General features: G+C 36.6%; 23 protein-coding genes and 1 pseudogene. 1 reads left to right on the top strand and 23 read right to left on the bottom strand.

Translation table 11 applies throughout. The features are described from left to right. Positions 1-14: 14 nt before the first annotated feature. From era to hemW, 21 genes are all read right to left on the bottom strand, one after another. A complete protein-coding gene (gene era, locus MKY94_RS12050) occupies positions 15-935 on the bottom strand; it encodes a GTPase Era (protein WP_144535884.1) in 921 nt (306 codons plus the stop codon). Then, entirely contained in the window at positions 919-1,329 is a 411-nt protein-coding gene (locus MKY94_RS12055; protein ID WP_340844512.1) for a cytidine deaminase, read from the bottom strand. The genes era and MKY94_RS12055 overlap by 17 nt, the downstream gene beginning before the upstream one ends. Before the next feature lie 14 nt (positions 1,330-1,343). Then, positions 1,344-1,709 (bottom strand): diacylglycerol kinase family protein, encoded by a 366-nt coding sequence (locus MKY94_RS12060; RefSeq protein WP_144535880.1) that lies wholly within the window; start codon positions 1,707-1,709, stop codon positions 1,344-1,346. Further along, positions 1,696-2,181, bottom strand: coding sequence for an rRNA maturation RNase YbeY (gene ybeY, locus MKY94_RS12065; protein ID WP_144535878.1), 486 nt, complete (start codon positions 2,179-2,181; stop codon positions 1,696-1,698). The genes MKY94_RS12060 and ybeY overlap by 14 nt, the downstream gene beginning before the upstream one ends. A 20-nt stretch (positions 2,182-2,201) precedes the next feature. Continuing rightward, positions 2,202-4,310 (bottom strand): HD family phosphohydrolase, encoded by a 2,109-nt coding sequence (locus MKY94_RS12070; protein ID WP_342577112.1) that lies wholly within the window; start codon positions 4,308-4,310, stop codon positions 2,202-2,204. Between the two features lie 189 nt (positions 4,311-4,499). After that, a complete protein-coding gene (locus MKY94_RS12075; RefSeq protein ID WP_144535874.1) occupies positions 4,500-5,456 on the bottom strand; it encodes a PhoH family protein in 957 nt (318 codons plus the stop codon). Then, a complete protein-coding gene (locus MKY94_RS12080; protein ID WP_144535872.1) occupies positions 5,453-6,562 on the bottom strand; it encodes a sporulation protein YqfD in 1,110 nt (369 codons plus the stop codon). The genes MKY94_RS12075 and MKY94_RS12080 overlap by 4 nt, the downstream gene beginning before the upstream one ends. Further along, the gene (locus MKY94_RS12085) at positions 6,562-6,768 is read right to left on the bottom strand and encodes a hypothetical protein (protein WP_144535871.1); all 207 of its coding nucleotides are present in this window, start codon (positions 6,766-6,768) and stop codon (positions 6,562-6,564) included. The genes MKY94_RS12080 and MKY94_RS12085 overlap by 1 nt, the downstream gene beginning before the upstream one ends. Before the next feature lie 83 nt (positions 6,769-6,851). Next, positions 6,852-7,304, bottom strand: coding sequence for a hypothetical protein (locus tag MKY94_RS12090; protein ID WP_144535869.1), 453 nt, complete (start codon positions 7,302-7,304; stop codon positions 6,852-6,854). Between the two features lie 27 nt (positions 7,305-7,331). Next, on the bottom strand, positions 7,332-8,333 hold the full coding sequence (gene floA / locus MKY94_RS12095; protein WP_144535867.1) for a flotillin-like protein FloA: 1,002 nt from the start codon (positions 8,331-8,333) through the stop codon (positions 7,332-7,334). After that, on the bottom strand, positions 8,330-9,604 hold the full coding sequence (locus MKY94_RS12100) for a nodulation protein NfeD (protein ID WP_144537145.1): 1,275 nt from the start codon (positions 9,602-9,604) through the stop codon (positions 8,330-8,332). Before MKY94_RS12100 ends, floA begins: the two co-directional genes overlap by 4 nt. 219 nt (positions 9,605-9,823) lie before the next feature. Continuing rightward, positions 9,824-9,997, bottom strand: coding sequence for a 30S ribosomal protein S21 (gene rpsU, locus MKY94_RS12105; RefSeq protein ID WP_004227078.1), 174 nt, complete (start codon positions 9,995-9,997; stop codon positions 9,824-9,826). 102 nt (positions 9,998-10,099) lie between these two features. Then, entirely contained in the window at positions 10,100-10,771 is a 672-nt protein-coding gene (deoC, locus tag MKY94_RS12110; protein WP_342578684.1) for a deoxyribose-phosphate aldolase, read from the bottom strand. Between the two features lie 524 nt (positions 10,772-11,295). Continuing rightward, complete coding sequence (mtaB, locus tag MKY94_RS12115) at positions 11,296-12,636, bottom strand: tRNA (N(6)-L-threonylcarbamoyladenosine(37)-C(2))-methylthiotransferase MtaB (RefSeq protein WP_144535863.1); 1,341 nt, start codon at positions 12,634-12,636, stop codon at positions 11,296-11,298. Positions 12,637-12,651: 15 nt separating this feature from the next. Next, positions 12,652-13,392: a 16S rRNA (uracil(1498)-N(3))-methyltransferase gene (locus MKY94_RS12120; protein ID WP_154310638.1), complete on the bottom strand. Its 741-nt coding sequence runs from the start codon at positions 13,390-13,392 to the stop codon at positions 12,652-12,654. 13 nt (positions 13,393-13,405) lie between these two features. Next, on the bottom strand, positions 13,406-14,350 hold the full coding sequence (gene prmA, locus MKY94_RS12125) for a 50S ribosomal protein L11 methyltransferase (RefSeq protein ID WP_144535859.1): 945 nt from the start codon (positions 14,348-14,350) through the stop codon (positions 13,406-13,408). Positions 14,351-14,363: 13 nt separating this feature from the next. After that, positions 14,364-15,485 (bottom strand): molecular chaperone DnaJ, encoded by a 1,122-nt coding sequence (gene dnaJ / locus MKY94_RS12130; RefSeq protein WP_144535857.1) that lies wholly within the window; start codon positions 15,483-15,485, stop codon positions 14,364-14,366. A gap of 149 nt (positions 15,486-15,634) precedes the next feature. Then, entirely contained in the window at positions 15,635-17,464 is a 1,830-nt protein-coding gene (gene dnaK / locus MKY94_RS12135; RefSeq protein WP_151109408.1) for a molecular chaperone DnaK, read from the bottom strand. 90 nt (positions 17,465-17,554) lie between these two features. Further along, positions 17,555-18,127, bottom strand: a complete 573-nt coding sequence (gene grpE, locus MKY94_RS12140) for a nucleotide exchange factor GrpE (protein WP_151109406.1) — start codon at positions 18,125-18,127, stop codon at positions 17,555-17,557. Between the two features lie 17 nt (positions 18,128-18,144). Next, complete coding sequence (hrcA, locus tag MKY94_RS12145) at positions 18,145-19,182, bottom strand: heat-inducible transcriptional repressor HrcA (RefSeq protein WP_144535851.1); 1,038 nt, start codon at positions 19,180-19,182, stop codon at positions 18,145-18,147. 95 nt (positions 19,183-19,277) lie between these two features. Then, positions 19,278-20,411, bottom strand: coding sequence for a radical SAM family heme chaperone HemW (hemW, locus tag MKY94_RS12150; protein WP_151109403.1), 1,134 nt, complete (start codon positions 20,409-20,411; stop codon positions 19,278-19,280). A gap of 278 nt (positions 20,412-20,689) precedes the next feature. On the opposite strand from hemW, the gene MKY94_RS12155 reads away from it, so the two are divergent. Continuing rightward, positions 20,690-21,022, top strand: coding sequence for a DUF3889 domain-containing protein (locus tag MKY94_RS12155; RefSeq protein ID WP_342577113.1), 333 nt, complete (start codon positions 20,690-20,692; stop codon positions 21,020-21,022). A gap of 53 nt (positions 21,023-21,075) precedes the next feature. On the opposite strand, the gene lepA is transcribed toward MKY94_RS12155, so the two are convergent. Next, positions 21,076-22,905: a translation elongation factor 4 gene (gene lepA, locus MKY94_RS12160; RefSeq protein ID WP_144535845.1), complete on the bottom strand. Its 1,830-nt coding sequence runs from the start codon at positions 22,903-22,905 to the stop codon at positions 21,076-21,078. A 599-nt stretch (positions 22,906-23,504) separates the two neighbouring features. Beyond that, positions 23,505-24,529: pseudogene (locus MKY94_RS12165) on the bottom strand (YheC/YheD family protein). Position 24,530 lies beyond the last annotated feature (1 nt).

Consider the following 24,530-nt stretch of genomic DNA (forward strand, 5'->3'; position numbering starts at 1 on the left):
TATAAGTCCCATTCTTAATATTCGTCTTCTCTAAAACCATAGTCTCTTAAGTGGGCGGATTTATTGCGCCAATCCTTTTGTACCTTCACCCATAGCTCTAGAAATACTTTGGTTCCTAATAGCATTTCTATGTCATGACGCGCTCTTGTTCCAACCTCTTTAAGAAGAGCACCTTTTTTACCAATTACAATACCTTTTTGGGAATCTCGCTCTACAATAATTGTAGCCATTACACGAATCATATCTTTATCTGTGTCTTCTTCTTTTTTAATTTTATCTATCACTACTGCAATTGAATGTGGAATCTCTTCCCTTGTTAAATGTAATACCTTTTCTCGTATTAACTCAGAAATAATAAATCTCTCTGGATGATCTGTTACTTGGTCAGCTGGATAGTATTGTGGGCCTTCCGGCAAATACGATTGAATCGTCTCTAGCAACCTTTCCACATTATTACCCTGAAGAGCGGAAATTGGAACGATCTCAGCAAAATCATATTTGTCTTTATAAGACTCAATGATTCCTATCAAATCATCTGGATGCACCTGGTCAATTTTGTTAATAACTAAAAATACAGGTGTTTCATTTTTTTCAAGCAAATCTATGATAAACTCATCACCTTTACCTCTTGGCTCTGTAGCATTTACCATAAATAATATTACATCAACCTCGCGTAATGTGTTTTTAGCAACCTTTAACATAAAATCTCCAAGTTTATGCTTTGGTTTATGGATACCGGGCGTATCGATAAAAATCATTTGACTTTCATCTAAAGTAAGAACCCCTTGTACCTTATTGCGAGTGGTTTGAGGCTTATCACTCATAATTGCTATTTTCTGACCGATAACACGGTTTAAAAAAGTAGATTTCCCTACATTTGGACGTCCAATAATTGATATGAAACCTGATTTAAAACCTTCATTGTTTTGCTGCATAATCTAAATCCTCCGTTGTAAAAGCTCCTGGTAATAACTCAGATACCGTTGTTTCTGTTACATTTCCTTTTAAATTTGTTAAAAATACTGGCATATCCGCATCGCAAAATTCAGCTAAAACTTGTCTGCAAGCTCCACAAGGAGAAATTGGCCCCTCGGTGTCACCGGAAACAGCAATAGCAGCAAAGTTCTTTTTGCCTTCAGAAACGGCTTTAAAAATTGCTGTTCTTTCTGCACAGTTTGTTAATCCAAACGACGCATTTTCAATATTGCAACCTAAGATGATTTCACCGTCAACAGTTAGTAGAGCTGCACCTACTGGGAATTTTGAATAAGGAACATATGCTTTATTTCTCGCTGCTATAGATGATTCTAATAATTTCTCTTTATCCATGATGAACACACCTTTTAAAATAAGATTACCGACCATTTCGGTATAAATATGATTAAACCTATAATTACTGTGCAGATGGCATAGACTAGACAAGCTCCAGCAGCAATATCCTTTGCCTGCTGAGCTAATAGATGATAGTCAGGTGATACAAGGTCTACAACCCTTTCAATCGCCGTATTAACCAATTCTATCATGAACATCCCAAAAATGAGCATGACAATAATGATCCACTCCCATTTAGAGAGCCCGGTGAATATACCCGCTAACGAAACTATACCTGCTGCCAGTAAATGTAAGCGAAAGTTTTGTTCTGTTTTAACAGCCTGTAATACTCCTTGTGTAGCATAGACGAATGACTTACCAAATTTATGAAAGTTCATGGCCTTCACGCTTCAAACCAAAAGCTTGTAAAATATTTTCTTGTAAACCAAACATTTCCTTTTCCTCTTCTTCTGTTCCATGATCGTACCCTAGCAAATGTAAAAATCCATGAACAGCTAAGAAGGCAAGCTCTCTTTCAAAAGAATGTCCATACGACTCTGCTTGCTCCGTTGTACGTTCTACTGAAATAACTATATCTCCAAGCAATGTAGGAAGGTCTGCATCTTTTATTTCTATTTCTCCTTCACCCATTTCTTCCATTGCAAATGAGATTACATCTGTAGGCATGTCTTTGTTTCGATAGTTTTTATTGATTTCTTGAATTACATCATTAGTTACAAAAGTGACACTAACTTCACTTCCATCTTTTACATGTAATTGATCTGCTGCTGATTGAAGTACTTTCTCAACTAATGCAACTGCTTCTTCGGATAATGTATTTGTTTCGTCCATTAAATCCATTACTAGCATGTTTGTTTACTCCTTACTGATTATTTGGGATATTCTATTCTGGAATGGAATGTACCATTCATCGTTGAACAGAAACTTTCCTCAATTTTCTTTATTTCCTTGAATGATAAATCGCATTCATCAAATTGTCCATCAATTACCTTATCTTTAATAATTGATTGGATTAGGCGGTGTATTTTTTCTGCATTCGGTTCCTTCATTGAGCGAACAGCAGCTTCTACGCTATCAGCTACAGAAATAATAGCTATTTCCTTTGTTTGTGGCTTTGGACCAGGATACCTAAAAGATCCTTCTGCAATATTCGGATTCATTTCTTTTGCTTTATGATAAAAGAATTTTAATAGGCTTGTGCCATGATGCTGCTCAGCAACATCAATAATTTCTTTAGGAAGCTTATTTTTTTTCAAAATGTCTGCTCCATCTACTGCATGAGAAATAATAATATCCTTGCTTGCCTCCGGCGATAGATTATCGTGCGGATTATAACCATTAACTTGGTTTTCTATAAAAAATCCTGGACGATTAGTTTTACCGATATCGTGGTAATAGCAACCAACTCTAGCAAGTAAGCCATTCGCCCCTATAGCCTCACAGGCCGCTTCTGCTAAGTTTGCCACCATTAGGCTATGATGATACGTACCAGGTGTTTCTGTCAGTATTTTCTTTAACAAGGGATGATTTGGACTGGAAAGTTCAATCAACCTCATAGTGGAAAGTATACCAAAAGCTGACTCAAAAAAAGGCAAAATACCAAGAGTAAGTGCACCTGATAACACTCCAGAAACTAATGCTGCCCCGATATAGAATGCAATATCTGTAAACTCATAAGTGGTTTTGGTCATCAACAAATAAAATAATATAAACGTTAAATTAACTGAGGCCACTATTAAGCTTGAACGCAGAATCTGTGAAGTGTTATACATATGCTGCATAGCAAAAATGCCCGCTATCCCACCAAAAAGTATGTATAACGCCACTTCCATTTGAAAAATATTCGTATATCCCTCTTGAAAAATAATACCAGCATAAGCAGCTACGACAAAATTAGAAATAAAGGCTGCTCGTTCATTGACTAATATATAAACTAACATGGATACCATAGCAGTCGGGAACAAAAATGCAATAATGATATCAAAATTGTACGCTACTGATTGTAGCACTTTCATCATCAACACGGATACAATAACACTAAAAGCCACAACAATCAGATTTTTTGCGTTGTGAAGGTTAGATTCTTTTACACGAATTGTTTGTCCAAAAAGAACCCACATCGTAAGTAAAACAAATAGCGATACACCTATGTATGGCTTATAGGATGATTTGTTTGTCAGCATACCTAATAACTCTAGTTGACGATATACCTCTTTACTAACGATTTCACCTTTTTGTACAAGTATTTGACCTTGTAAAATTCTTGTAGGCTCAACACTGGCCTTAGCTTGTTCGATACGTAGATCGGTTAATTCATCATTTTTTATTTCTGTCGCTATGATGGAGCCACGAGCAATTGATATGAGGACATTCGTTACGTCATCAGGAAAATTAAATGTAGTACGTACTTTTTGAACGACTTTATCTCTTTCTATGGCCAAGTTTTCCGTTCGGATTGGTTCATTTAAAGTCTCTTCTACTAAAACCGGCAGCTTTTCTTTCGCCTCGTTAAGCGTAGCGGGATTTTGCTTTAGTAATATGTTTAAAGCATCATCTGTCAAAGGCACAAAGCTGTCATTTTCTGTTAGCACGTTCATCTCTTTTTTTAGTTTTTGTAAACTTTCAACTGCTGATTCAGGTTCATCAGGGGAAATTTCTCCTTTTACATCTAATACACTGTCAAAGATAGATTCGGCAATTGTGGATTGATTTTCTGCCGTTTCTTCTTGAAATTGGTATACAGGAGATACTTCAGCAGCCGCTCTTTCTTTTTCCTCCTCCGTCTTCACAGGATCTTCCATTGTTTTTACGGATCGAATAGTTTCAGGGGCTAAATTCATTAAAGATATATCGTATGTATTTTCTTGTACGCTTCCTTTTATTAATAGGAACATACTGATAGAAGTTAGAAGGATAATAATTATAGGGAGGTATTTATTTTCTCGCCATCTTTTCCATTTCATTATTAACGACTTCATCCATTCATCCCCTTGCTCTACTATTCTCTTTATTATACCTTATATACAAAACAATTGGACAATTAATCTATTAAGAGTGTTATAGCTTTAAAAAAGGTTAGCATGAATGTAAATATATATCTTTAGGAAAACGTATGTGAATCAGTAAACAAAAAACAGCCGTCTATTATTGACAGCTGTTTTAATATATTATTGATTTTCTTCATATGCAGAAATAATTTTAGCTACTAGAGGATGACGTACTACATCCCCTTGCTCTAAATATTGGAAATGGATTCCTGAAACTTTATGAAGAATTTTTTCAGCAACAATTAGGCCTGACTCGGCACCCTTCGGTAAATCGATTTGGGTTTTATCTCCAGTAATCACCATTTTAGATCCGAAGCCTAGGCGGGTTAAAAACATTTTCATTTGAGCTTTTGTTGTATTTTGAGCTTCGTCCAAAATCACAAATGCATCATCTAAGGTTCTCCCACGCATATAAGCAAGAGGAGCAATTTCTATAGTTCCTCGTTCCATTAGGCGATCTGTTTGTTCTGTACCTAACACATCATGCAAAGCATCATATAACGGGCGTAAATAAGGGTCTACCTTCTCTTTTAGATCTCCAGGTAGAAATCCTAGACTTTCACCTGCTTCGACTGCTGGACGTGTTAAAATGATTCTCTTAACGTGTGCATTTTTTAAGGCTTGGGTTGCCATTACTACAGCAAGATAGGTTTTCCCAGTTCCCGCTGGCCCGATTCCAAATGTCAAATCAGAATGTCTAATACCTTGAATATACTCTCTTTGACCAATTGTCTTCGCTCGAATTGCTTTCCCTTTTGTATTCCGAGCAATCTCTTCATCATAGAGGCTTGCGAAATACTCAATAGTTCCATTAATGCTCATTTCAATTGCAGTTGAAACATCACGAAGGTTTATATTAATACCTTTTCTAATTACAAGTAGTAGCTGTATGATTAACTGTCTTGCATCTTCCACATTTTGTTCTTCTCCAGCAATTTGTATCAACTCGCCTCTAGTAATCAACTGCACCTTTAGCTCTTCTTCAATAAGCTTAATATTTTTATCTGAAATACCTAGCAGCATAACTGCTTCGGTTGGGTCTTGCAGATTAATGTCTAGTTGTTTTTGTTGGCTCATGTGTCGTCTCCTTGGGGTATAACTTGTGGTGTTGCAATATTTTCATTTATTAGTAATAATATCTTCCCTTTCACTTTATCATTTTCAATAGACATCTGTAAAACTTTATCTTCTAATATTTGAGTGCCAATAGGTAATTCATTCATGATTTTTTGAAATAATAAAGGACGTACTAGATGTTTAACTGATTCCTCATTTAGATCATACGAAACCACCTCACTACCTTGTACATACCCTGCTTTAAAATAAGGCTGCAAAAACCGTGGCATAGCTATTTCCTTCCAAAAGTCATTCTTATCATCTGTCTTTTTTTGAATGAGCACTTCTCGTGTTGTAGGCTTTATGATAGTGACCTTTCTTGGAAGTTCAAAGTTAAGCTCTATCCAATAGCTTGCGTAGACTTTACCCTCAGCACTTGTAATTATCCGTTTGTCACCTTGAGTAACAAATCCATTAACAAGAATATCACCTTTTTTAACTGAAGTATTTTTTTCTACCGCTCGTACCCCTTTTACTAATTCAAAGTCTGTAATTACTCCACTTCTTTTAGCGATAAGATGAGATGGCGGTGCATTTTTTACTTCTCGCTCATTTGTTACCGGGGCAAGCATAGGGGTGACTGTTAAAGTTGAACCAGATTGAGTAAAATGAATCCAAGAAAATTCCTTATGCTTCAGTAGAAGTTTCTGCCTAATTTCTTGTTCAGATGGTAATGAAGAAATAAGCATCCTTTCTTTAATTTTCATTTCCTTTAGCTGTTCCGTTATCATGATGTTACTCTCTGGCGTATATGAATCAATGTTGACCTTCCATATAAATTGTGCAAAGATCAGCGGTATTATGAAAAAAAAGATTACCCCAATAATGGAATAAGAATATATGGAAATGGTGCCGCTTGTTGTTTCGTCCTTTAGCTTTACAGGAAGTTTCATCGTTTTTCGTATTTTCCTAAATTGCTTCAAATCTTTTTTCTGAATGGAGAAGAACAAACTATCCTCCGTGCTATAAACTCGATACACTTCGATATCGTGAGACAATAATTTCTGAAACAAAACAAACTGATCAGTGGTGCTTGCTAATTGGATACGTACTAGTTGTTTTGACATTAGCCGTTGTCCTTCCTAGTAAGTTTAAAGCACTGGAGTTTATCTACCTGAAGATGAAGGCGTTCCATTGACATCGACTTTATAAATAATCGTTCAGCTTGTATTTCTAGTAGATGATGATTGTAGGAACAGACTAACTCCGTATCTGATAATCGAAGAAGCGAAATTTCATAATCTAAAATAATGTCATCAAAATTATCAATCATAATACTCGCGTGGAGTGGAAATAATTGTTTGATAAAAAACACCCCTTTACATGAATTTATGCATGTAAAGGGGTGTTCATGATTTATCTTTTTGATTTTGGAGGAGCTAATATCTCCGATAAAACTATAGCACGCATAAGCTCTTCTTTTGTATCGGGCATAATATTTTGAACAACCGACTTTTTAGTGGCATTTTGTTGGCTGACTTGATGCACGGAAAGACGGCCAGTTGACCTCGGAACACCTTGGTCTCTTCCTATTTCCCTTCCGACCTTTTCTATAACCGGAGGAGCATCTACCCGTATTTCTTTAGGTACAGAAAGAGGTTTTCTTTCCATTTTGGTTTGTTGCTCCTGTTGAAACTCTTTCGCTAATTCCCCTAAGCTTTTAAAAGGATTTTGAGCAACCGGCTTTTGCTGTGGAGCCCTTTGTATATTGGGCTGTGCAGGCTTAGGTGCAGGTTTTTCTTCCTGCTTCTTTCTTCCAAACAATGAAGTAAGAATAATAATTATTAAGGGTAGTATTAAACCTTCCAAGGAGAAGTCCTCCTTTCTGCGCTAATACTAGTCTTTTAACTCATCAGTGGAAGGTTTATCATTTCCAACCTTGCTGATAGAGTCTCTCATACCAGTATCTGCTTTGATGTTGTTATAATTCATATAATCCATAACACCCATATTACCTTCGCGTAAAGCTTCAGCCATTGCACGTGGCACTTCTGCTTCTGCCTCTACGACTTTAGAGCGCATCTCTACAACTTTCGCTTTCATCTCTTGTTCTGAGGCTACTGCCATTGCACGACGTTCTTCTGCTTTAGCTTGAGCAATCTTTTTATCTGCTTCTGCTTGCTCTGTTTGTAATTCAGCACCGATGTTTTTGCCGACATCAACGTCCGCAATATCAATCGATAGAATTTCAAATGCTGTACCAGAATCTAGCCCTTTAGACAGAACTGTTTGTGAAATTAAATCCGGGTTTTCTAATACGCGTTCATGGCTTACACTCGAACCAATTGTACTAACGATACCCTCACCAACACGAGCTACAATTGTTTCTTCACCAGCACCACCGACTAAACGGTCAATATTGGCACGAACTGTAATACGTGCTTTTGCTTTTACTTCGATACCATTCATCGCAACACCTGCAATAAATGGTGTTTCAATTACTTTCGGGTTAACGGACATTTGTACTGCTTCTAGTACATCACGGCCTGCTAAATCAATTGCTGCTGCACGTTCAAATGATAACTCAATATTTGCACGATGTGCAGCGATAAGCGCATTGACAACTCGGTCAACGTTACCACCAGCTAAGTAATGGCTTTCTAACTGATTGATAGTTACATTCAATCCAGCCTTATGTGCTTTAATAAGAGGATTTACAATACGAGATGGAATTACTCGACGTAATCTCATACCTACTAGTGTAAAAATACTAATTTTAACTCCTGCTGCAATAGCTGAAATCCATAATGCTATCGGGAAAAATGTTAAAAATACCGATAATAGGATGAAAGCTATGACAATTATTACTATTGTACCTATCATGCTACCACTAATCATTGTGTTGCCTCCCCTTCTCTTGCTTCTCGAACAACTATTCGAGAGCCTTCAACCTTAATAATAACCACTTGCTTATCCTTTCCGATAAAACTTCCGTCGGATACAGCATCGATGCGCTCGTTCTCAATACGTATAGTCCCAGAAGGTCTAAGCGGTGTCATCGTTTCAGCTATTTTTCCAACTAAATCTAAACGATTATGATTGGACACATATCCTTTTTCAGTAGTAGTTGCATCCGTCAAAATCATTTTGTTTAATAACCTAACCTTTTTTCCGAAGAATTTCACAATAATCACCATTCCTATTATAGCTACTGTTATTGCTATTAAAACCGCAACGCTCATATAAAAAAGATTACCACCTGCTAATATTATGCTAAATAATATAGCTACTAAACCTAATATACCAATAATCCCACCAGGAATAAAGAATTCGGCTATTACTAGCAGGATTCCCAGTGCCAGTAAAACAAAGGTTTCATATCCTGCTAATCCTGCTACAAGATGCCCGTAAAAGAATAGACCTAAAGAAAGTAAACCTACCGTTCCAGGTACTCCAAAACCTGGAGAATATAACTCTAGGATTAGCCCTAAGCTGGCAAGAGATAATAAAATCGGCACTACTACTGGGTTAGTTACAATTCTTGCTAGCGTTTCTACAAAAGCTTCCTTTGTTTCAACTACTTTCGCTCCTGTTAAATTGCTTTTTTTAAGCAATTCATCAAAAGTAGCAACCGTTCCCTCTGAATAACCGACTTCTATTGCTTCTCTTGCTGAAAGCGTTAACAATTGTCCTTCTCCCGCTCTGTACTCAGGAAGATCAACAGACTCGTCTGCCATCGCTTGAGCATAAATAGGTTCTTTGCCGGTTCTTTCAGCTGCATTTCTCATTTTAGCCTTCCAGGCACTAGTTGCCTTCATGTCAGCAGCATTTCCGGCGCTATCAATAACTGCTGCTGCTCCCATCGACCCATTAGGTGACATATAAATCTCGTCTGTGTGTAGAGCTAAATAGGCTCCAGCCGATAATGCCTGCGAATTAATATAGGCTATTTTCCTAATAGGTGTTGAATCTAACAAATTCACGATTTTCTCTGCCGAGTCTACGAATCCACCAGGAGTATTTATATCAAAAATTATAGCATCTGCTTCTGCTTCCTCCGCTTCCTTTATAGACCTTTTTAAGAAAGCATATAAACCGTCTTCTACTTCTTCATATATAGGAACCTTATAGACAGTCTGAGTGTCTGCTGAAAAAGAGGGTACAACCATTGCAAATGCGGCAAGTAATAAGCAAAAAGAAATAAACAGCCGCGCTAATCTCACACTTAAACCTCCCTTCTTCTATATGTATATTACTGTTTACGGTTGAAAATCAAAAAAGTTTCAATAAATTAAAATAAACCGAGAAAATAAATTTTCTCGGTTTACATAATTGTAAATTTTAATCATACAGTACGTGTTTTGAACGTAGGGATGGTTGGGATTAAATTACCACTTACGTTTACGTGCAGCTTCTGATTTCTTTTTACGTTTCACGCTTGGTTTTTCATAAAACTCGCGCTTTCTAACCTCTTGAATTGTACCACTTTTAGATACAGTACGTTTGAAGCGGCGAAGAGCATCTTCAAGCGATTCGTTTTTGCGAACGACAGTTTTTGACATCTCTCTTTCCCTCCCTCCGAACACACGTCAGTACATAACCAAGTGTTATGTACTAAAAAATTATACCGTATAATAAAGTCTTGGTCAATACTTTGGCATTAATTAATAATCAGATTTACTTTCTAATCCGTTTACAATCTCAACACCAGAACTTGCCCCTATTCGAGTAGCTCCTGCATCTACCATCGCTTCAAGATCTTCAAGGCTTCGAACTCCACCAGAAGCTTTTACACCAAGGTCTGGTCCAACTGTTTCACGCATGATTTTCACTGCGCTTACTGTTGCTCCTCCAGTAGAAAAACCAGTAGAAGTTTTGACAAAATCTGCCCCAGCAGTTTTAGATAACTCACTAGCTTTAATAATTTGTTCATCCGTTAACAAGCAAGTTTCTAAAATTACCTTCACTATTGCCTTGCCTTTTGCAGCATTAACTACTGCTTCTATGTCTTTTTGGACATAATCATAATTTTCATCCTTTAAAGCACCTACATTGATAACCATATCAATTTCTTCAGCACCGTTATCGATAGCATTAGTTGTTTCGAAAGCTTTAACTTCACTAGTAGTAGCTCCTAATGGAAAGCCAATAACTGTACAAACTTTAGCAGGTGAATTTTTTAATAAAGATGCGCTTAATTTTACCCATGAAGGATTTACACAAACAGAAGCAAAGTTATATTGTTTCGCTTCCTCGCAAAGTTTTTCAATTTGTGTTTTTGTTGCGTCTTGTTTTAATAGAGTATGATCTAATAATGCGGCTATGTTTTGTGTCATCATATAAACTCCTTCCAGTTGTACGTACCTCTTAATATTACTGATAAAAACAAAAAAAAGCTAGTGTGAAAGCCATACTAGCTTCAGACTGTAAACAAAACAAATAATTTGAAATTGTCTATAGTTTTTTTATTTTTACTACATAATATGTAATCGTCGATTTTAGTTTCAGGCGTCTTGCTTTTCTCAGGCATGGGCAAATCCGGATGCAACGGATCCGCGAGCTGTCCGCTTAGGATTCTTAGCTCCTTCCACTTCAGTGGCGAGAGTTTGCACATCAAAATTTCTAAATCTACTAATACGTTAGGTTTAACGTGTTAAATATCATGAGGACAATAAACCAAATCAATGACCTTGAACACATGCTACCGATTGAGCAGTTTGACCGTCTGACTTTTCGTAGATACTACTAACTCTTAGAGTTCAGGGGAGATATGAACTCAATTATCTTCAAAAATGACAAAGTACCCCGAGAATTGAACTCTCAGGGTACTTTGTCTAAGGTTAGAAGCTTAGTATGAATGTTACACTAGTTCTTTAACTTCTTCTAATATTCGTACAAACTGTCCTTCATTTTGTGGATATCCAGCCCGTGTTATTTTTACGCGCACTAATTTACCTATTAACTCTTCTGTACCTGGAATAATAACTTTTAAGTAATTATCTGTATATCCTTCTACAAATGACTCTCCTGATTCATTGTTTACTACTTCCTCAGGAATAATTTCAAGTACCTCATCTTCGAAACGAGAAGCATAATCTACCGCCAATTGGTCATTCAGTGTTATTAGGCGATGAACACGTTCATTTTTAATCTCTTCGTCTACTTGGTCTTCCATTCTAGCTGCTGGTGTACCAGTACGTTTTGAATATGGGAAAACGTGCAATTCAGAGAATCTTTGGTCACGGATAAAGTTATATGTTTCCATAAATTCTTCTTCCGTTTCTCCTGGGAATCCTACAATTACATCTGAAGTGATTGCTAAATCGGGAAGAGCATCTCTTAGGCGATCCAAGCGATTAGCGAAGAATTCCATCGTGTATTTACGACGCATTCTTTTAAGAACAGTATCGGATCCTGATTGTATAGGAATATGCAAATGCCTCACTACAATCTTAGATTCTTTTAATACATCAATCACTTCGTCTGATAGCTGACTTGCTTCGATGGAACTAATTCTTAAACGCTTCAAGCCCTTAACATTCATCTCAATATCTCGTAATAATTGAGCTAAATTATAGTCCTTTAAATCTTCTCCATATCCACCAGTATGAATACCAGTTAACACGATTTCTAAATACCCTGCATCAACTAGTTGCTGGGCTTGTCTTACTACTTCTTGAGGGTCTCTGGATCTCATCAAACCACGAGCCCATGGAATGATACAAAATGTACAGAAATTGTTACAACCTTCTTGGATTTTCAAGGATGCACGAGTACGGTCAGTAAATGAAGGAACATCAAGCTCTTCATATACACGATTTTTCATAATGTTTCCTACTGCATTGATCGGTTTACGCTCCATTTTATATTGTTCAATATAACCAAGCATTTTCGTACGTTCTTGAGTACCGACAACAATATCTACTCCTGGAATAGCCATAATTTCAGCAGGAGAAGTTTGAGCATAACATCCAGTAACACAAATAACAGCATCAGGATTTTGACGAATAGCACGTCTAATGACCTGTCTGCTTTTTTTGTCTCCTGTATTCGTTACAGTACAAGTATTTATAACATACACATCAGATTTTTTTTCAAAATCCGTACGTTCATAACCATTATCCTTAAACAGTTGCCAAATAGCCTCTGTTTCGTAATGGTTTACTTTACAGCCTAATGTATGGAATGCAACGGATGACATATCCTTACACCTCTTTCATTCATATTCATAGGAAATTGCAGCAAGCGCATATAATGGCGCCGTTTCTGTTCTTAAAATTCTAGGTCCAAGTGCGATAGGTTTAAAATCATTTTCTAATAATTGTCTTACCTCTTGTCTGTCCAATCCACCCTCTGGACCAAAAACAATCAGTATCGATTGTTTATCATACACCTTTTTTAATTGGTCGGCAAACTTTTGTCGTTCTGTTAGTTTAGCATCTTCTTCATCTGCTACAAATTTAACATCATACTGTTTAGCAATTTCTAAAAGTTCCAACATCGTTACAGGATTATGTATCTGTGGAATAAAAGATCTATGCGATTGCTCTGCTGCTTCTTTAGCAATTTTTTGAAGTCTGCCAATCTTTTTATCATTTTTTGCTTTATCCCATTTTACAATAGATCGCTTTGCTTCAAATGGGAAAAGTGAATGCATACCAAGCTCGGTTCCCTTTTGAGTTATAAGTTCCAGTTTGTCTCCTTTAGGTAGCCCACAAACAATTGAAACTTGCAAAGGCATTTCGTTTGTAACTTTCAGCTTTTCAACTACTTCTAGCAATACTTCTTTAGAGGTCCCTTGTACAATCGACATAATATAAGTATCTTTTTCACTTACTATATATACATGGTCACTAGGAGACATGCGCATCACCTGAATCATGTGATGCGCGTCTTCTCCAGTTATAGTAATAGTATTATTTTGGTCTACAGGCTCTTTTGTAAAATAACGTTGCAAGATAATTACCCCTTTACTTTACAGGCTTTCTAGAAATAATTGTAACCCAGTCTTCCATCATCATGACTTCATCCACTTCAAAGCCTGACTGCTGTAAAGATTCTCTTACATCTTCTTTCTTTGTCGCAATAATACCTGAAGTGATAAAAAGTCCACCAGGCTTAACAATAGAATAGGCATCATCTGTGAAGGTCATAATAATTTCAGCTAGTATATTTGCGACAACAATATCTGCTTGTTCAGTTACATTATCAAGTAGGTTCCCATGAGTAACTTGAACGATATCATCCACTCTGTTAATGGCAATATTCTCTTTTGCAGATTTTACTGCTACCTCATCAAGATCCAAAGCATGAATCGAAGAAGCACCTAGCTTTGCTGCTCCTATTGACAGAACTCCTGAGCCAGTTCCAACATCAATTACTGAAGTATTTGGCTGAACTGTTTTCTCGAGCGCTTGCAAGCACATAACAGTCGTTGGATGTGTACCTGTACCAAAGGCCATACCAGGATCCAACTCAATAATTAACTCGTCTGAGTTAACTCTTTCATATTCTTCCCATGTTGGGACAATAGTAAATCGATTTGAGATTTTTACAGGATGGTAATATTTTTTCCAAGCCGTTGCCCAATCTTCCTCGTCAACTTCTGTTACAGTGATTATATTATGTCCTAAGTCGATATTGAAATTTAGCAAGTTGTTGATCGCAACCTTAATCTCTTCTACTGTCTCTAATAAAAAGCTTGTTTCGGCTAAATAAGCTTTTATTCGCACACCATCTACCGGAAAATCATCTGGATTTAAGCTATAGATTTCTCCAAAGATATCTTCTCTATCTCTAACCAATTCTTCTGAATCCTCAATAACTACTCCGCTTGCACCAGCCTCATGCAAAATATTGCTTACCGCTTCCACTGCCTCATTAGTAGTGTGAATAGATAGCTCCGACCATTTCACTTGCTCCAACTCCTTATTCGCCTTTTATTGTTCTTTTGATTTTATCAAATAATGAACTACCTTGTTCTTCCGGAATATCTCCACTGATTTCCGCAAATTCACGTAATAATTGTTTTTGTTTTTCTGTAAGCTTTTTAGGTGTAACTACTTTTACGATAACATGTTGATCACCGACACCATAGCCATGTACATTTTTCACGCCTTTTCCTTTAAGACGGAATGTTGTTGAAGACTGTGTACCTGCAGGAATTTTAAGCTTAACTTTTCCTTGAACAGTTGGAATCTCTACTTCGTCTCCTAGTGCTGCTTGAGCAAAGGTTAAAGGTAGCTCGTAATAAATATCGTCGCCATCACGCTCAAAGCGAGGATCGGCTTTTACACGGAATACTACGTAAAGGTCACCAGCAGGACCACCGTTTACTCCTGGCTCACCCTGACCACTTACACGTAGCTGTTGCCCATCATCTACACCAGCTGGTACAGTAACTTTAATCTTTTTGCGCTTATTAACCGTTCCTCTACCATGACAGGTTGAACATTTTTCTTTGATGATTTTCCCTGTACCCTCACAGTAGTTACATGCACGCTTCGTTTGAATTCGACCAAAAGGAGTGTCTTGAGTAACATTCACTTGACCATTTCCGTTACAGTGCGAACATTTTTCAGGATGAGTACCTTGTTTAGCTCCAGTACCACTACATGTATCACAAGTTTCTTCCTTAGATATTTCAATTTCTTTTTCCATACCAAAAACTGCTTCTTCAAATTCTATAGTCATAGAGTATTGAAGATCGTTCCCTTTTCTTGGCGCATTTGGGTCTCGACGTCGTGTTCCTCCGCCTCCAAAGAATGAACTGAATATATCTTCAAATCCAAAACCATCTGCACCACTGAAACCACCACCAAATCCTTGGTTTGGTCCCGCATGACCAAATTGATCATATTGCGCACGTTTTTGGTCGTCACTTAAAACTTCATACGCTTCGGAGATTTCCTTGAATTTCTCTTCTGCATTAGCTTCCTTGTTTAAATCTGGGTGATATTGCTTAGACAATTTCCGATATGCCTTTTTTATCTCGTCCCCAGATGCACTCTTGGCTACACCAAGTACTTCGTAATAATCACGTTTGCTCATAGTTCACTCTCCTGCTCTGTTAACTTACACATAAAGATAATTGTAACATGGACAATTTCGTAATAGCAAAACAATTAGCGTTTTTCTCCATATTACAGACATTGAAAAAGCCAAAGCCGAAAACGGTCTTTGACTTTTTCTGGTCGACATTACTTGTCTTTATCGTCGTTTACTTCTTCAAACTCTGCATCGACTACGCCGTCATCAGATGGTCCGCCTTCTTGTTGTCCATTAGCAGCTGCATCAGCTTGTGCTTGTTCATAAAGCTTCATTGTAAGTTGTTGAACGATTTCATTTAACTTGTCTTTTTTAGCTTTAATGTCTTCTAAGTTTCCAGCTTCTAAAGCTGCTTTAAGCTCTTCTTTTGCATCTTCTGCTGATTTTTTCTCATCATCTGAAACTTTACCTTCAAGATCTTTTAGAGTTTTTTCAGTCATAAATACTAGTTGGTCTGCTTCATTTTTAACTTCCGCTTCTTCTTTACGAACTTTATCTGCTTCAGCGTTTGCTTCTGCTTCTTTTACCATACGATCAATTTCTTCGTCAGATAATGAAGTGTTTGATTGGATAGTAATTGTTTGTTCTTTTTGAGTTCCAAGATCCTTAGCTTTAACATTTACGATACCATTTTTATCGATATCAAATGTAACTTCGATTTGTGGTACTCCACGTGGTGCTGGTGGAATATCAGCAAGTTGGAAGCGGCCAAGAGTTTTGTTGTCTGCTGCCATTGGACGTTCACCTTGTAACACATGAATATCTACAGCTGGTTGGTTATCAGCAGCAGTTGAGAAAGTTTGTGATTTAGATGTCGGAATTGTTGTATTACGATCGATTAACTTCGTGAATACTCCTCCCATTGTTTCAATCCCTAAAGAAAGTGGTGTTACGTCTAAAAGTACTACATCTTTTACGTCACCAGTTAAAACTCCACCTTGTACTGCTGCTCCCATTGCTACTACTTCATCTGGGTTTACACCTTTATGTGGTTCTTTACCTGTTTCTTTCTTAATAGCTTCTTGTACAGCAGGAATACGAGTAGATCCACCAACTAAGATAACTTTATCAATTTGAGATGAAGATAATCCAGCATCTTTTAATGCTTGTCGAGTTGGTACCATTGTACGCTCTACTAATTGAGCAGTAAGATCATCGAATTTTGCACGAGTCATTGTCAATTCTAAGTGAAGTGGACCAGCTTCTCCAGCAGTGATAAACGGTAGTGAGATTTGTGTTGATGTAACGCCAGAAAGATCTTTTTTCGCTTTTTCAGCTGCATCTTTCAAACGTTGTACCGCCATTTTATCTTTAGAGAGATCAATACCATTTTCTTTTTTAAATTCTTGTACTAAGTAATCCATGATTATTTGGTCAAAGTCATCCCCACCAAGACGGTTGTCCCCTGCAGTAGCTAATACTTCAAATACTCCATCACCAAGTTCAAGGATAGAAACGTCGAAAGTACCTCCACCAAGGTCATAAACAAGAATTTTTTCATCATGATCCATTTTATCTAAACCATATGCTAGAGCTGCTGCAGTAGGTTCATTGATAATACGTTCTACTTCTAGTCCTGCAATACGACCAGCGTCTTTTGTAGCTTGACGCTCAGCATCGTTAAAGTATGCAGGTACAGTAATTACAGCTTTAGTTACTTTTTCTCCTAGATATTCTTCAGCGAATCCTTTTAAATATTGAAGAATCATAGCAGAAACTTCTTGTGGAGTGTATTCTTTTCCTTCAGCAGAAACCTTTTCACTTGTACCCATTAAACGTTTAACTGAAGAAATTGTATTTGGATTTGTAATAGATTGACGTTTTGCTACTTCCCCAACTTGTTTTTCGCCGTTTTTAAAAGCAACTACAGATGGTGTCGTACGATTTCCTTCTGGATTTGGAATTACTTTTGGTTCTCCACCTTCTAGTACAGATACACATGAGTTTGTTGTTCCTAAGTCAATACCGATAATTTTTGACATACAATTTTCCTCCTAATAAATACTGTTTATATGCAATTTATAATATAATTGGTGACCAAAATGGCACCAATAAAAATCTGTTTGAATTTACTATTCGTTTACTTTAACCATTGATGGACGTAGTATTCTATCTTTCAATTTATAACCTTTTTGTAATTCTTGAAGGACAATGCCAGATTCTTTCGTGTCATCCTTCTCTTGCATAACTGCTTGATGTAAATTCGGATCAAAAGGCTCTCCCTCAGCTTTCACTGCTTCTAAGCCTTCTTTTTCAACTGCAGTCACTAGAGAGCGGTAAACCATATCTACACCTTTAGCTAAAGAAACTGCCTCTTCTGTTTTTGGTTCTACTGCTAGAGCACGCTCTAGATTATCTAAAACCGGCAAAAGATCATTCAACAATGCTTGGGCACGATATTTATAATCTGCTTCTTTGTCTAATTGAACACGTCGTTTGTAATTTTCAAAGTCTGCACGAATACGAATAACTCGATCCTGCTCTTCTTCCAATTGTTGTTTGAGAAGAGTTAATTCATCTACTTCTTCTACCTCGACAGCTTCATTATTTTCAGTCGCCTCTGTCGTTTCGTCTACTACTTCTTGAGTAACAGTCTCTTGTTCTGTTTTTACTTCTTCATTTACATTTTCGTTTTTGTTTTCCATTTAGCAGCAACTCTCCTTTATCCATGTTGACCACGTAATATCCTAGACAACTCTCTAGACAAGTCCCCACTTATCACGTCTAATAACGATACTACACGCCTATAGTCCATTCTTGTGGGGCCAATTATAGCAATAGAGCCACTTTGTTCCTCTCCAATATCATAAGAGGCTGTAATGATACTACAATTGTCCATTCCAAATTGATTGTTTTCAGAACCAATACTGATATTGATGCCTTTTTTGTTCAAATGGAATAGTCCGGGGAACTCATTGACGTGTTCCATCCAGTACATGATACTTTTTGCTTTTTCTACATCATTAAATTCTGGTTGGCTTAAAAGTTGCATTTTACCGCCATAATAAACTTTATCCTCGTGCTCAATAGTCATAGCTTTGTTTAAAGATCCAACTAGAGCGTTTAAACGTCCACTATTTTGACGAAGCACTGATTGAGTCACAATCTCTAGCTTAGATTGTAGTTCGTGTAAATGAACTCCAACTAGATGCTCATTAATGATATTGACCATACGCTCAATATCTGAAGCAGTAAAATTTTCAGGTATAGAAAATACACGATTTTCCACATGTCCACTGTCGGTAACAATAATAGCAACTGCAGAATCATCCGTTAATGGCACAATAGATAACCGTTTGACCCGATGCTTTCTAACATCTAAGCCTAACATAATAGAGGTATAGTTCGTTAGCTCAGACAAAATGTTTGCTGACTTTCGAATTATTTGCTCTGTCTCTACCATTCTTTCTTCAAAAATAGAACGAATTTGTTTGATCTCATCTTTGGAAATAAGCTGTGGAGTTAATAAATTATCCACATAATAACGATAGCCCTTTTCTGAAGGTACGCGGCCAGAAGAAGTATGTGTTTTCTCTAAGAAACCCATATCTTCTAAATCCGCCATATCGTTTCGAATAGTAGCAGGACTAAAAGGTACTTCCTCCTTCTTCGAAAGTTGACGAGATCCAACTGGCTGAGCAGTTTCAATAAAATCATCTACCGTTACTTGCAATATTAACAATTGCCTGTTAGTTAGCATGATCATCACCTCTGTTAGCACTCATCTATAGAGAGTGCTAATACTCATATAAAACTTATCAAATCTAAAGAAAACTGTCAACGATTAAGTATTAATTATTTTAGAAAATATTGAAATACTTCGTTGCCAACAAATCTTCCTCGATTAGTTAAAAATACGTAATCATTTTTTATTTCTATAAGTTCCTTTTTTAGAAGCTCCTCTATTTCGTTACCGTAAGCCTCGTAAAGACTTTTACCGTACCGTTTTTCAAAATTGGATAGGGAAACTCCCTGGTTCTTTCTAAGTCCGAGGAACATTTCTTCTTCCATTTTCTCTTCATAAGTCACTTCTTTTTGCATCATTACAGGCTTTTCACCTATCTCTAGCTGCTGCATATATTTTTTTAGGGGGCCATGATTAGAATATCTAATACTGTTCACATATCCATGTGCACCTGCTCCCAAACCAATATATTCATCATTATTCCAATACAGTAAGTTATGTTCTGAAGCCTTTCCCTCGTATGAGAAGTTGCTAATTTCATACTGTTTGTATCCATTTCTCTTCATTTCATCCATTAAATAGCCATACATTTCAGCCTCTAAATCCTCTCCTGGTAAGGAAAGTTTGCCTTTTGAAAGGAGATTATAAAATATTGTTTTTGGCTCTACGAGTAAGGAATATGCTGAAATATGAGGAATCTTCAAACGGAATGCCTCCTGGAGTGATTCCTTCCACTGCTCCATGGTTTGATTAGGTAAACCATACATCAAGTCAATACTTATAGAAGGAAACTCCGTCTGTTTTGCGTATTGAATAACATCATAAACGTGATTATTAGAATGTGTTCTTCCTAAGATTTTTAACAAGTCCTGATTGAAAGTTTGCACTCCCATACTTAATCTATTCACACCAAATTTTCGCATTAGCTGCATTTTCTCCAGAGTTAGCTCATCTGGATTTGCTTCCGAAGAAAATTCCTTTACGTGTTCAAGCGGAATATATTGATGTATCAGAGTAAGCAAACGTTCTAACTGTTCAAGCGACAAGGCAGTAGGTGTTCCTCCTCCAAGGAAAATTGTCTCTATCTTAGCTTTCGCTAAATCGTCTTGCCAAAGTGCCATTTCTTTTCCTAACGACTCGATATACTCATCGACTGGCTGATTATGAAAATAAAATTTATTAAAGTCACAATAATTACATATTTGATGACAAAAAGGGATATGTATATACACTCCACGAACCATTCTAAGCCTTCTTTCTATGTTCTTTTATAAAATACGAAGAAGGAGGCAAACAGTGCCTCCTTCCCCATGATATTTATCAAAGCATTAAAATTTCCACGTTTTCAATCTTTGTATACATAAATTATAGCTTATATTCTATGTTCCTTCAAACTATTGAAATTAGCGTACTCGCTAGATGAATTGAGCAAATTATTCTAACTAAGCTATTTGTTTACTTCTTATAGGAAGAATGACTTTAAATAATATGCTCATCTTATAGAAAAAGGAGCTGAAGTTAAATGCTTAGAAAAATCTATTTCACCCTCGGAATACTTATAGCTGGAGTCTCTGTTCCGATTAGTTTATCAACCAATGTAAATGCTCAAGAAGCAGTTCCAGCCTATGCTAAATGGGGGAATCTTGCAGTAAAGGAGACTCAGGCAAAATATCCAAATGCGTCTATTATTGACTACTTGTACGAAGGAAGAGAAACAAAAGAGAATTCAACAATTGAGAGATTTAAGCTCTGGATAAAGGATGGCAGCAAAGAGTTTGGTGTTTTTGTAAGTATTGAATATACTACCTCTACGGGAGAATTGATTAAGATAGAGTTCCAGGAAACTCCCCAATAAATATAAAACCATGGAGAGCTGATACGCCTCTCCATGGTTAGGTTAACGGAAACTTATTTATTTGGCTCATCCATTTTCAGAACTGCCATAAAGGCTTCCTGCGGTACTTCCACAGATCCAACTTGTTTCATACGCTTTTTACCTTCTTTTTGTTTTTCAAGTAGCTTACGCTTACGAGAAATATCTCCGCCGTAACATTTAGCTAAAACATTTTTACCCATAGATTTGATAGTAGAACGAGCTATAATTTTCTGTCCCACTGCTGCTTGAACAGGTACTTCAAACTGCTGTCTTGGGATTAAGGCTTTCAGCTTTTCTACAATAAGCTTTCCACGCTCGTATGCAAAATCCTTATGAACAATAAAGCTTAATGCATCTACTTTTTCGCCGTTCAATAAAATATCCATCTTTTGAAGCTTAGATTCCTTGTAGCCGATAAGCTCATAGTCAAAGGAAGCATATCCTTTAGTGCTAGATTTTAACGAATCAAAGAAATCATACACTATTTCTGAAAGTGGAATTTCATAAATAATATTTACACGTGCAGATGATAGAAAGTCCATTGTAATAAAGTTACCACGTTTACGTTGGCAAAGCTCCATAACTGATCCTACGTAATCTTCTGGAACCATAATAGAAGCTTTTACATAAGGCTCCTCGATGGAGTCAACCTTTTGAACATCTGGCATCATAGAAGGATTATCTACTTTAAGTGTATCACCGCTAGTTAGTTTTACGTTATAGATAACACTTGGTGCTGTAGTAATAAGGTCAATTTTGAACTCTCTTTCAATACGCTCTTGAATAATTTCCATGTGTAATAGTCCTAAGAAACCACAACGATAACCAAATCCTAAAGCTTGAGAGGATTCTGGTTCGAATTCTAATGCAGAGTCATTCAGCTGTAGCTTTTCTAAAGCATCACGAAGGTCATTATACTTTGAATTATCAATTGGGTATAATCCACAGAATACCATCGGGTTCATTTTTCGATAGCCAGCTAATGCCTCTGTAGCTGGATTATCCGCTAAAGTAATGGTATCCCCAACACTTGAATCACCGACATCCTTCATAGAAGCTGTTAAGAAGCCAACATCCCCTACTGTCAGTTCATCACGTTGTGTCGTTCTTGGTGTGAATACTCCAGTCTCAACCACATCGAATTCCTTGCCAGATGACATCATTTTAATGCGGTCTCCCGGTTTAACTGTTCCTTGCATGATTCGGATATAGACAATTACACCACGGTAAGGGTCATAAAGAGAATCAAAAATTAGTGCTTGTAGTGGGGCTTCCGGGTCACCTGTTGGTGCAGGAACCTTCTCCACAATTTGCTCTAAAATCTCTTCTATACCAATTCCAGCTTTTGCTGATGCATGCACAGCTTCAGAAGCATCTAAACCAATTACCTCTTCAACTTCCTTTTTCACACGTTCTGGATCAGCAGCGGGCAAATCTATTTTATTGATAACTGGTAAAATTTCTAAATCATTATCAAGAGCTAGATATACGTTTGCCAATGTTTGAGCTTCAATACCTTGTGCAGCATCGACAACCAATATAGCACCCTCACAGGCTGCTAAGCTTCGAGATACCTCATATGTAAAATCGACATGTCCAGGAGTATCAATTAAGTGGAAAATATATTCTTCCCCATCTTGTGCCAAGTATTTAAGCTGTACTGCATTTAATTTGATCGTAATTCCTCGTTCTCTTTCAAGATCCATAGAGTCAAGCAATTGGTCTTTCATTTCACGAGATGTTAATGTTTTCGTTTTTTCTAAAATACGGTCCGCAAGTGTCGACTTCCCATGGTCTATATGGGCGATAATCGAGAAATTACGGATTTTTTTCTGTCGTGCCAATCTTTCTTCATTATTCATGCATGTTCACTCCTAATTAAACTATTATGAATTATACTATGAAAAGAATGTATATTACAACAACAACAAGCTTAAAACCCTTATATTTCAATGTTTTGAAAGAATGGAGGAATTTCATTCTATGGAAAATTACATTCTTTAATAAGCATAATTGAGGCTATATTGGGCAACAAAAATATATATAACAGGGGCGAATGTACAGGAATGAGTAAGTATTTTATTAGAATTAGGATAACTAACTTTTTCAATCATTAGGTTAACTCACTGAAATTTTCGATCATGTGTTAACAACAAAAATAAATGCACTTCGAGATTATATTATACAAATGTTCTTTTTGGGGTATTCAAAATACAGTTTTAAAATGATTATTATTTTTAAAACTCTTCTTCAACTAAGCACATTTTAGTTGAAGAGAAGCTTTAATTTTGTTTTTAAAAATGTATTTTTAAGACTCTAGTTATCCCCTTTTCTTTTAAAATCACTTTCTTAAGCCTAACTGTCTTCTTTTAGCTAGTGTAGTTCTTCAATGTTGTACACAGTCTTATAATAAATGTGCTTTTCAAAAAATACAGGCAGCTTGACTTCTCTAAACCTCTATTCAAAAATATTTCTTTTTATTAAGAGCTAAATACTTGGCGTAATGAATCGTATTTCTTGCTACGTCTAATTCACTATTAAATATTATTGGAATTCCTGGTCGCCAATTTACTTCAAATAACCATAGTCTTTGGTTTTCATCGATTCCAACATCGATTCCTAATTCATCGAGTGGAGAACCATCGTATAATGCATCAAAATGGTTAGAAAAGCTTAACGAAAAATGCTCAAGTTCTCTTTTAATATTAAACCAGTCATCATTAAACTCTTTTTGCAAAAAACGGTCCAGATAAGCAGTATAACCGCCACTACCTAAATTTGATGTAATACTTCCTAATGGTCCAATACGGGGGTATATCGATGTTATGACCCATTTGCCTTCTCCATTTTTTTGAACATGCAAACGTAAGTCGTATACATGGCCTGATTTTATCTGGCATGATATAAACCTCTGAACTATATATTCTTGTTCTTGGATTTTATGTGATACAAAGTCTAGCAACTCTTCTTTCGTATATATTGAGATTTTGCCCGCGTCATTAATTTTGAATTCATCCTCTTCTTTTTCAATAAAGAGAACACTCTCGCCTTGGTGTCCAGAAGTAGGTTTCATAATAATCTTTGAATATAAATTAATCATATCTAGTAAATCTTTGACACTTGTTAGTTCGAGTGTAGGAATCAGGTATTGTTTAAATTCCTCACCTTTCGTCACCCTTTTATAGACACTCAATTTACTTCCAATTGAATGACTTGTAAATGGGATGCTTTCAGATAAATAGTCGACTATTCTCTCTGCTTTTTTACTTAAAGGATAACTCGCATTATAAATAACGTCTGGAAAAGGGTATTCCTTTTCAATCCACATACCATTTTCATAATATTTACCCATTATTTTTTGGTTTTTTATATCCACTTTCCCTGGTGTAAAGTAAAAAAACTCCACCCCTTCACAACCGAATAGGCGTATGCCTTCTTTACTTTCTCTGGTTCCGCTCTATGATGCATCATACCGATTAAAGTCATG

The organism is Psychrobacillus sp. FSL K6-2843 (assembly GCF_038626375.1).
Lineage (GTDB): Bacteria > Bacillota > Bacilli > Bacillales_A > Planococcaceae > Psychrobacillus > Psychrobacillus faecigallinarum.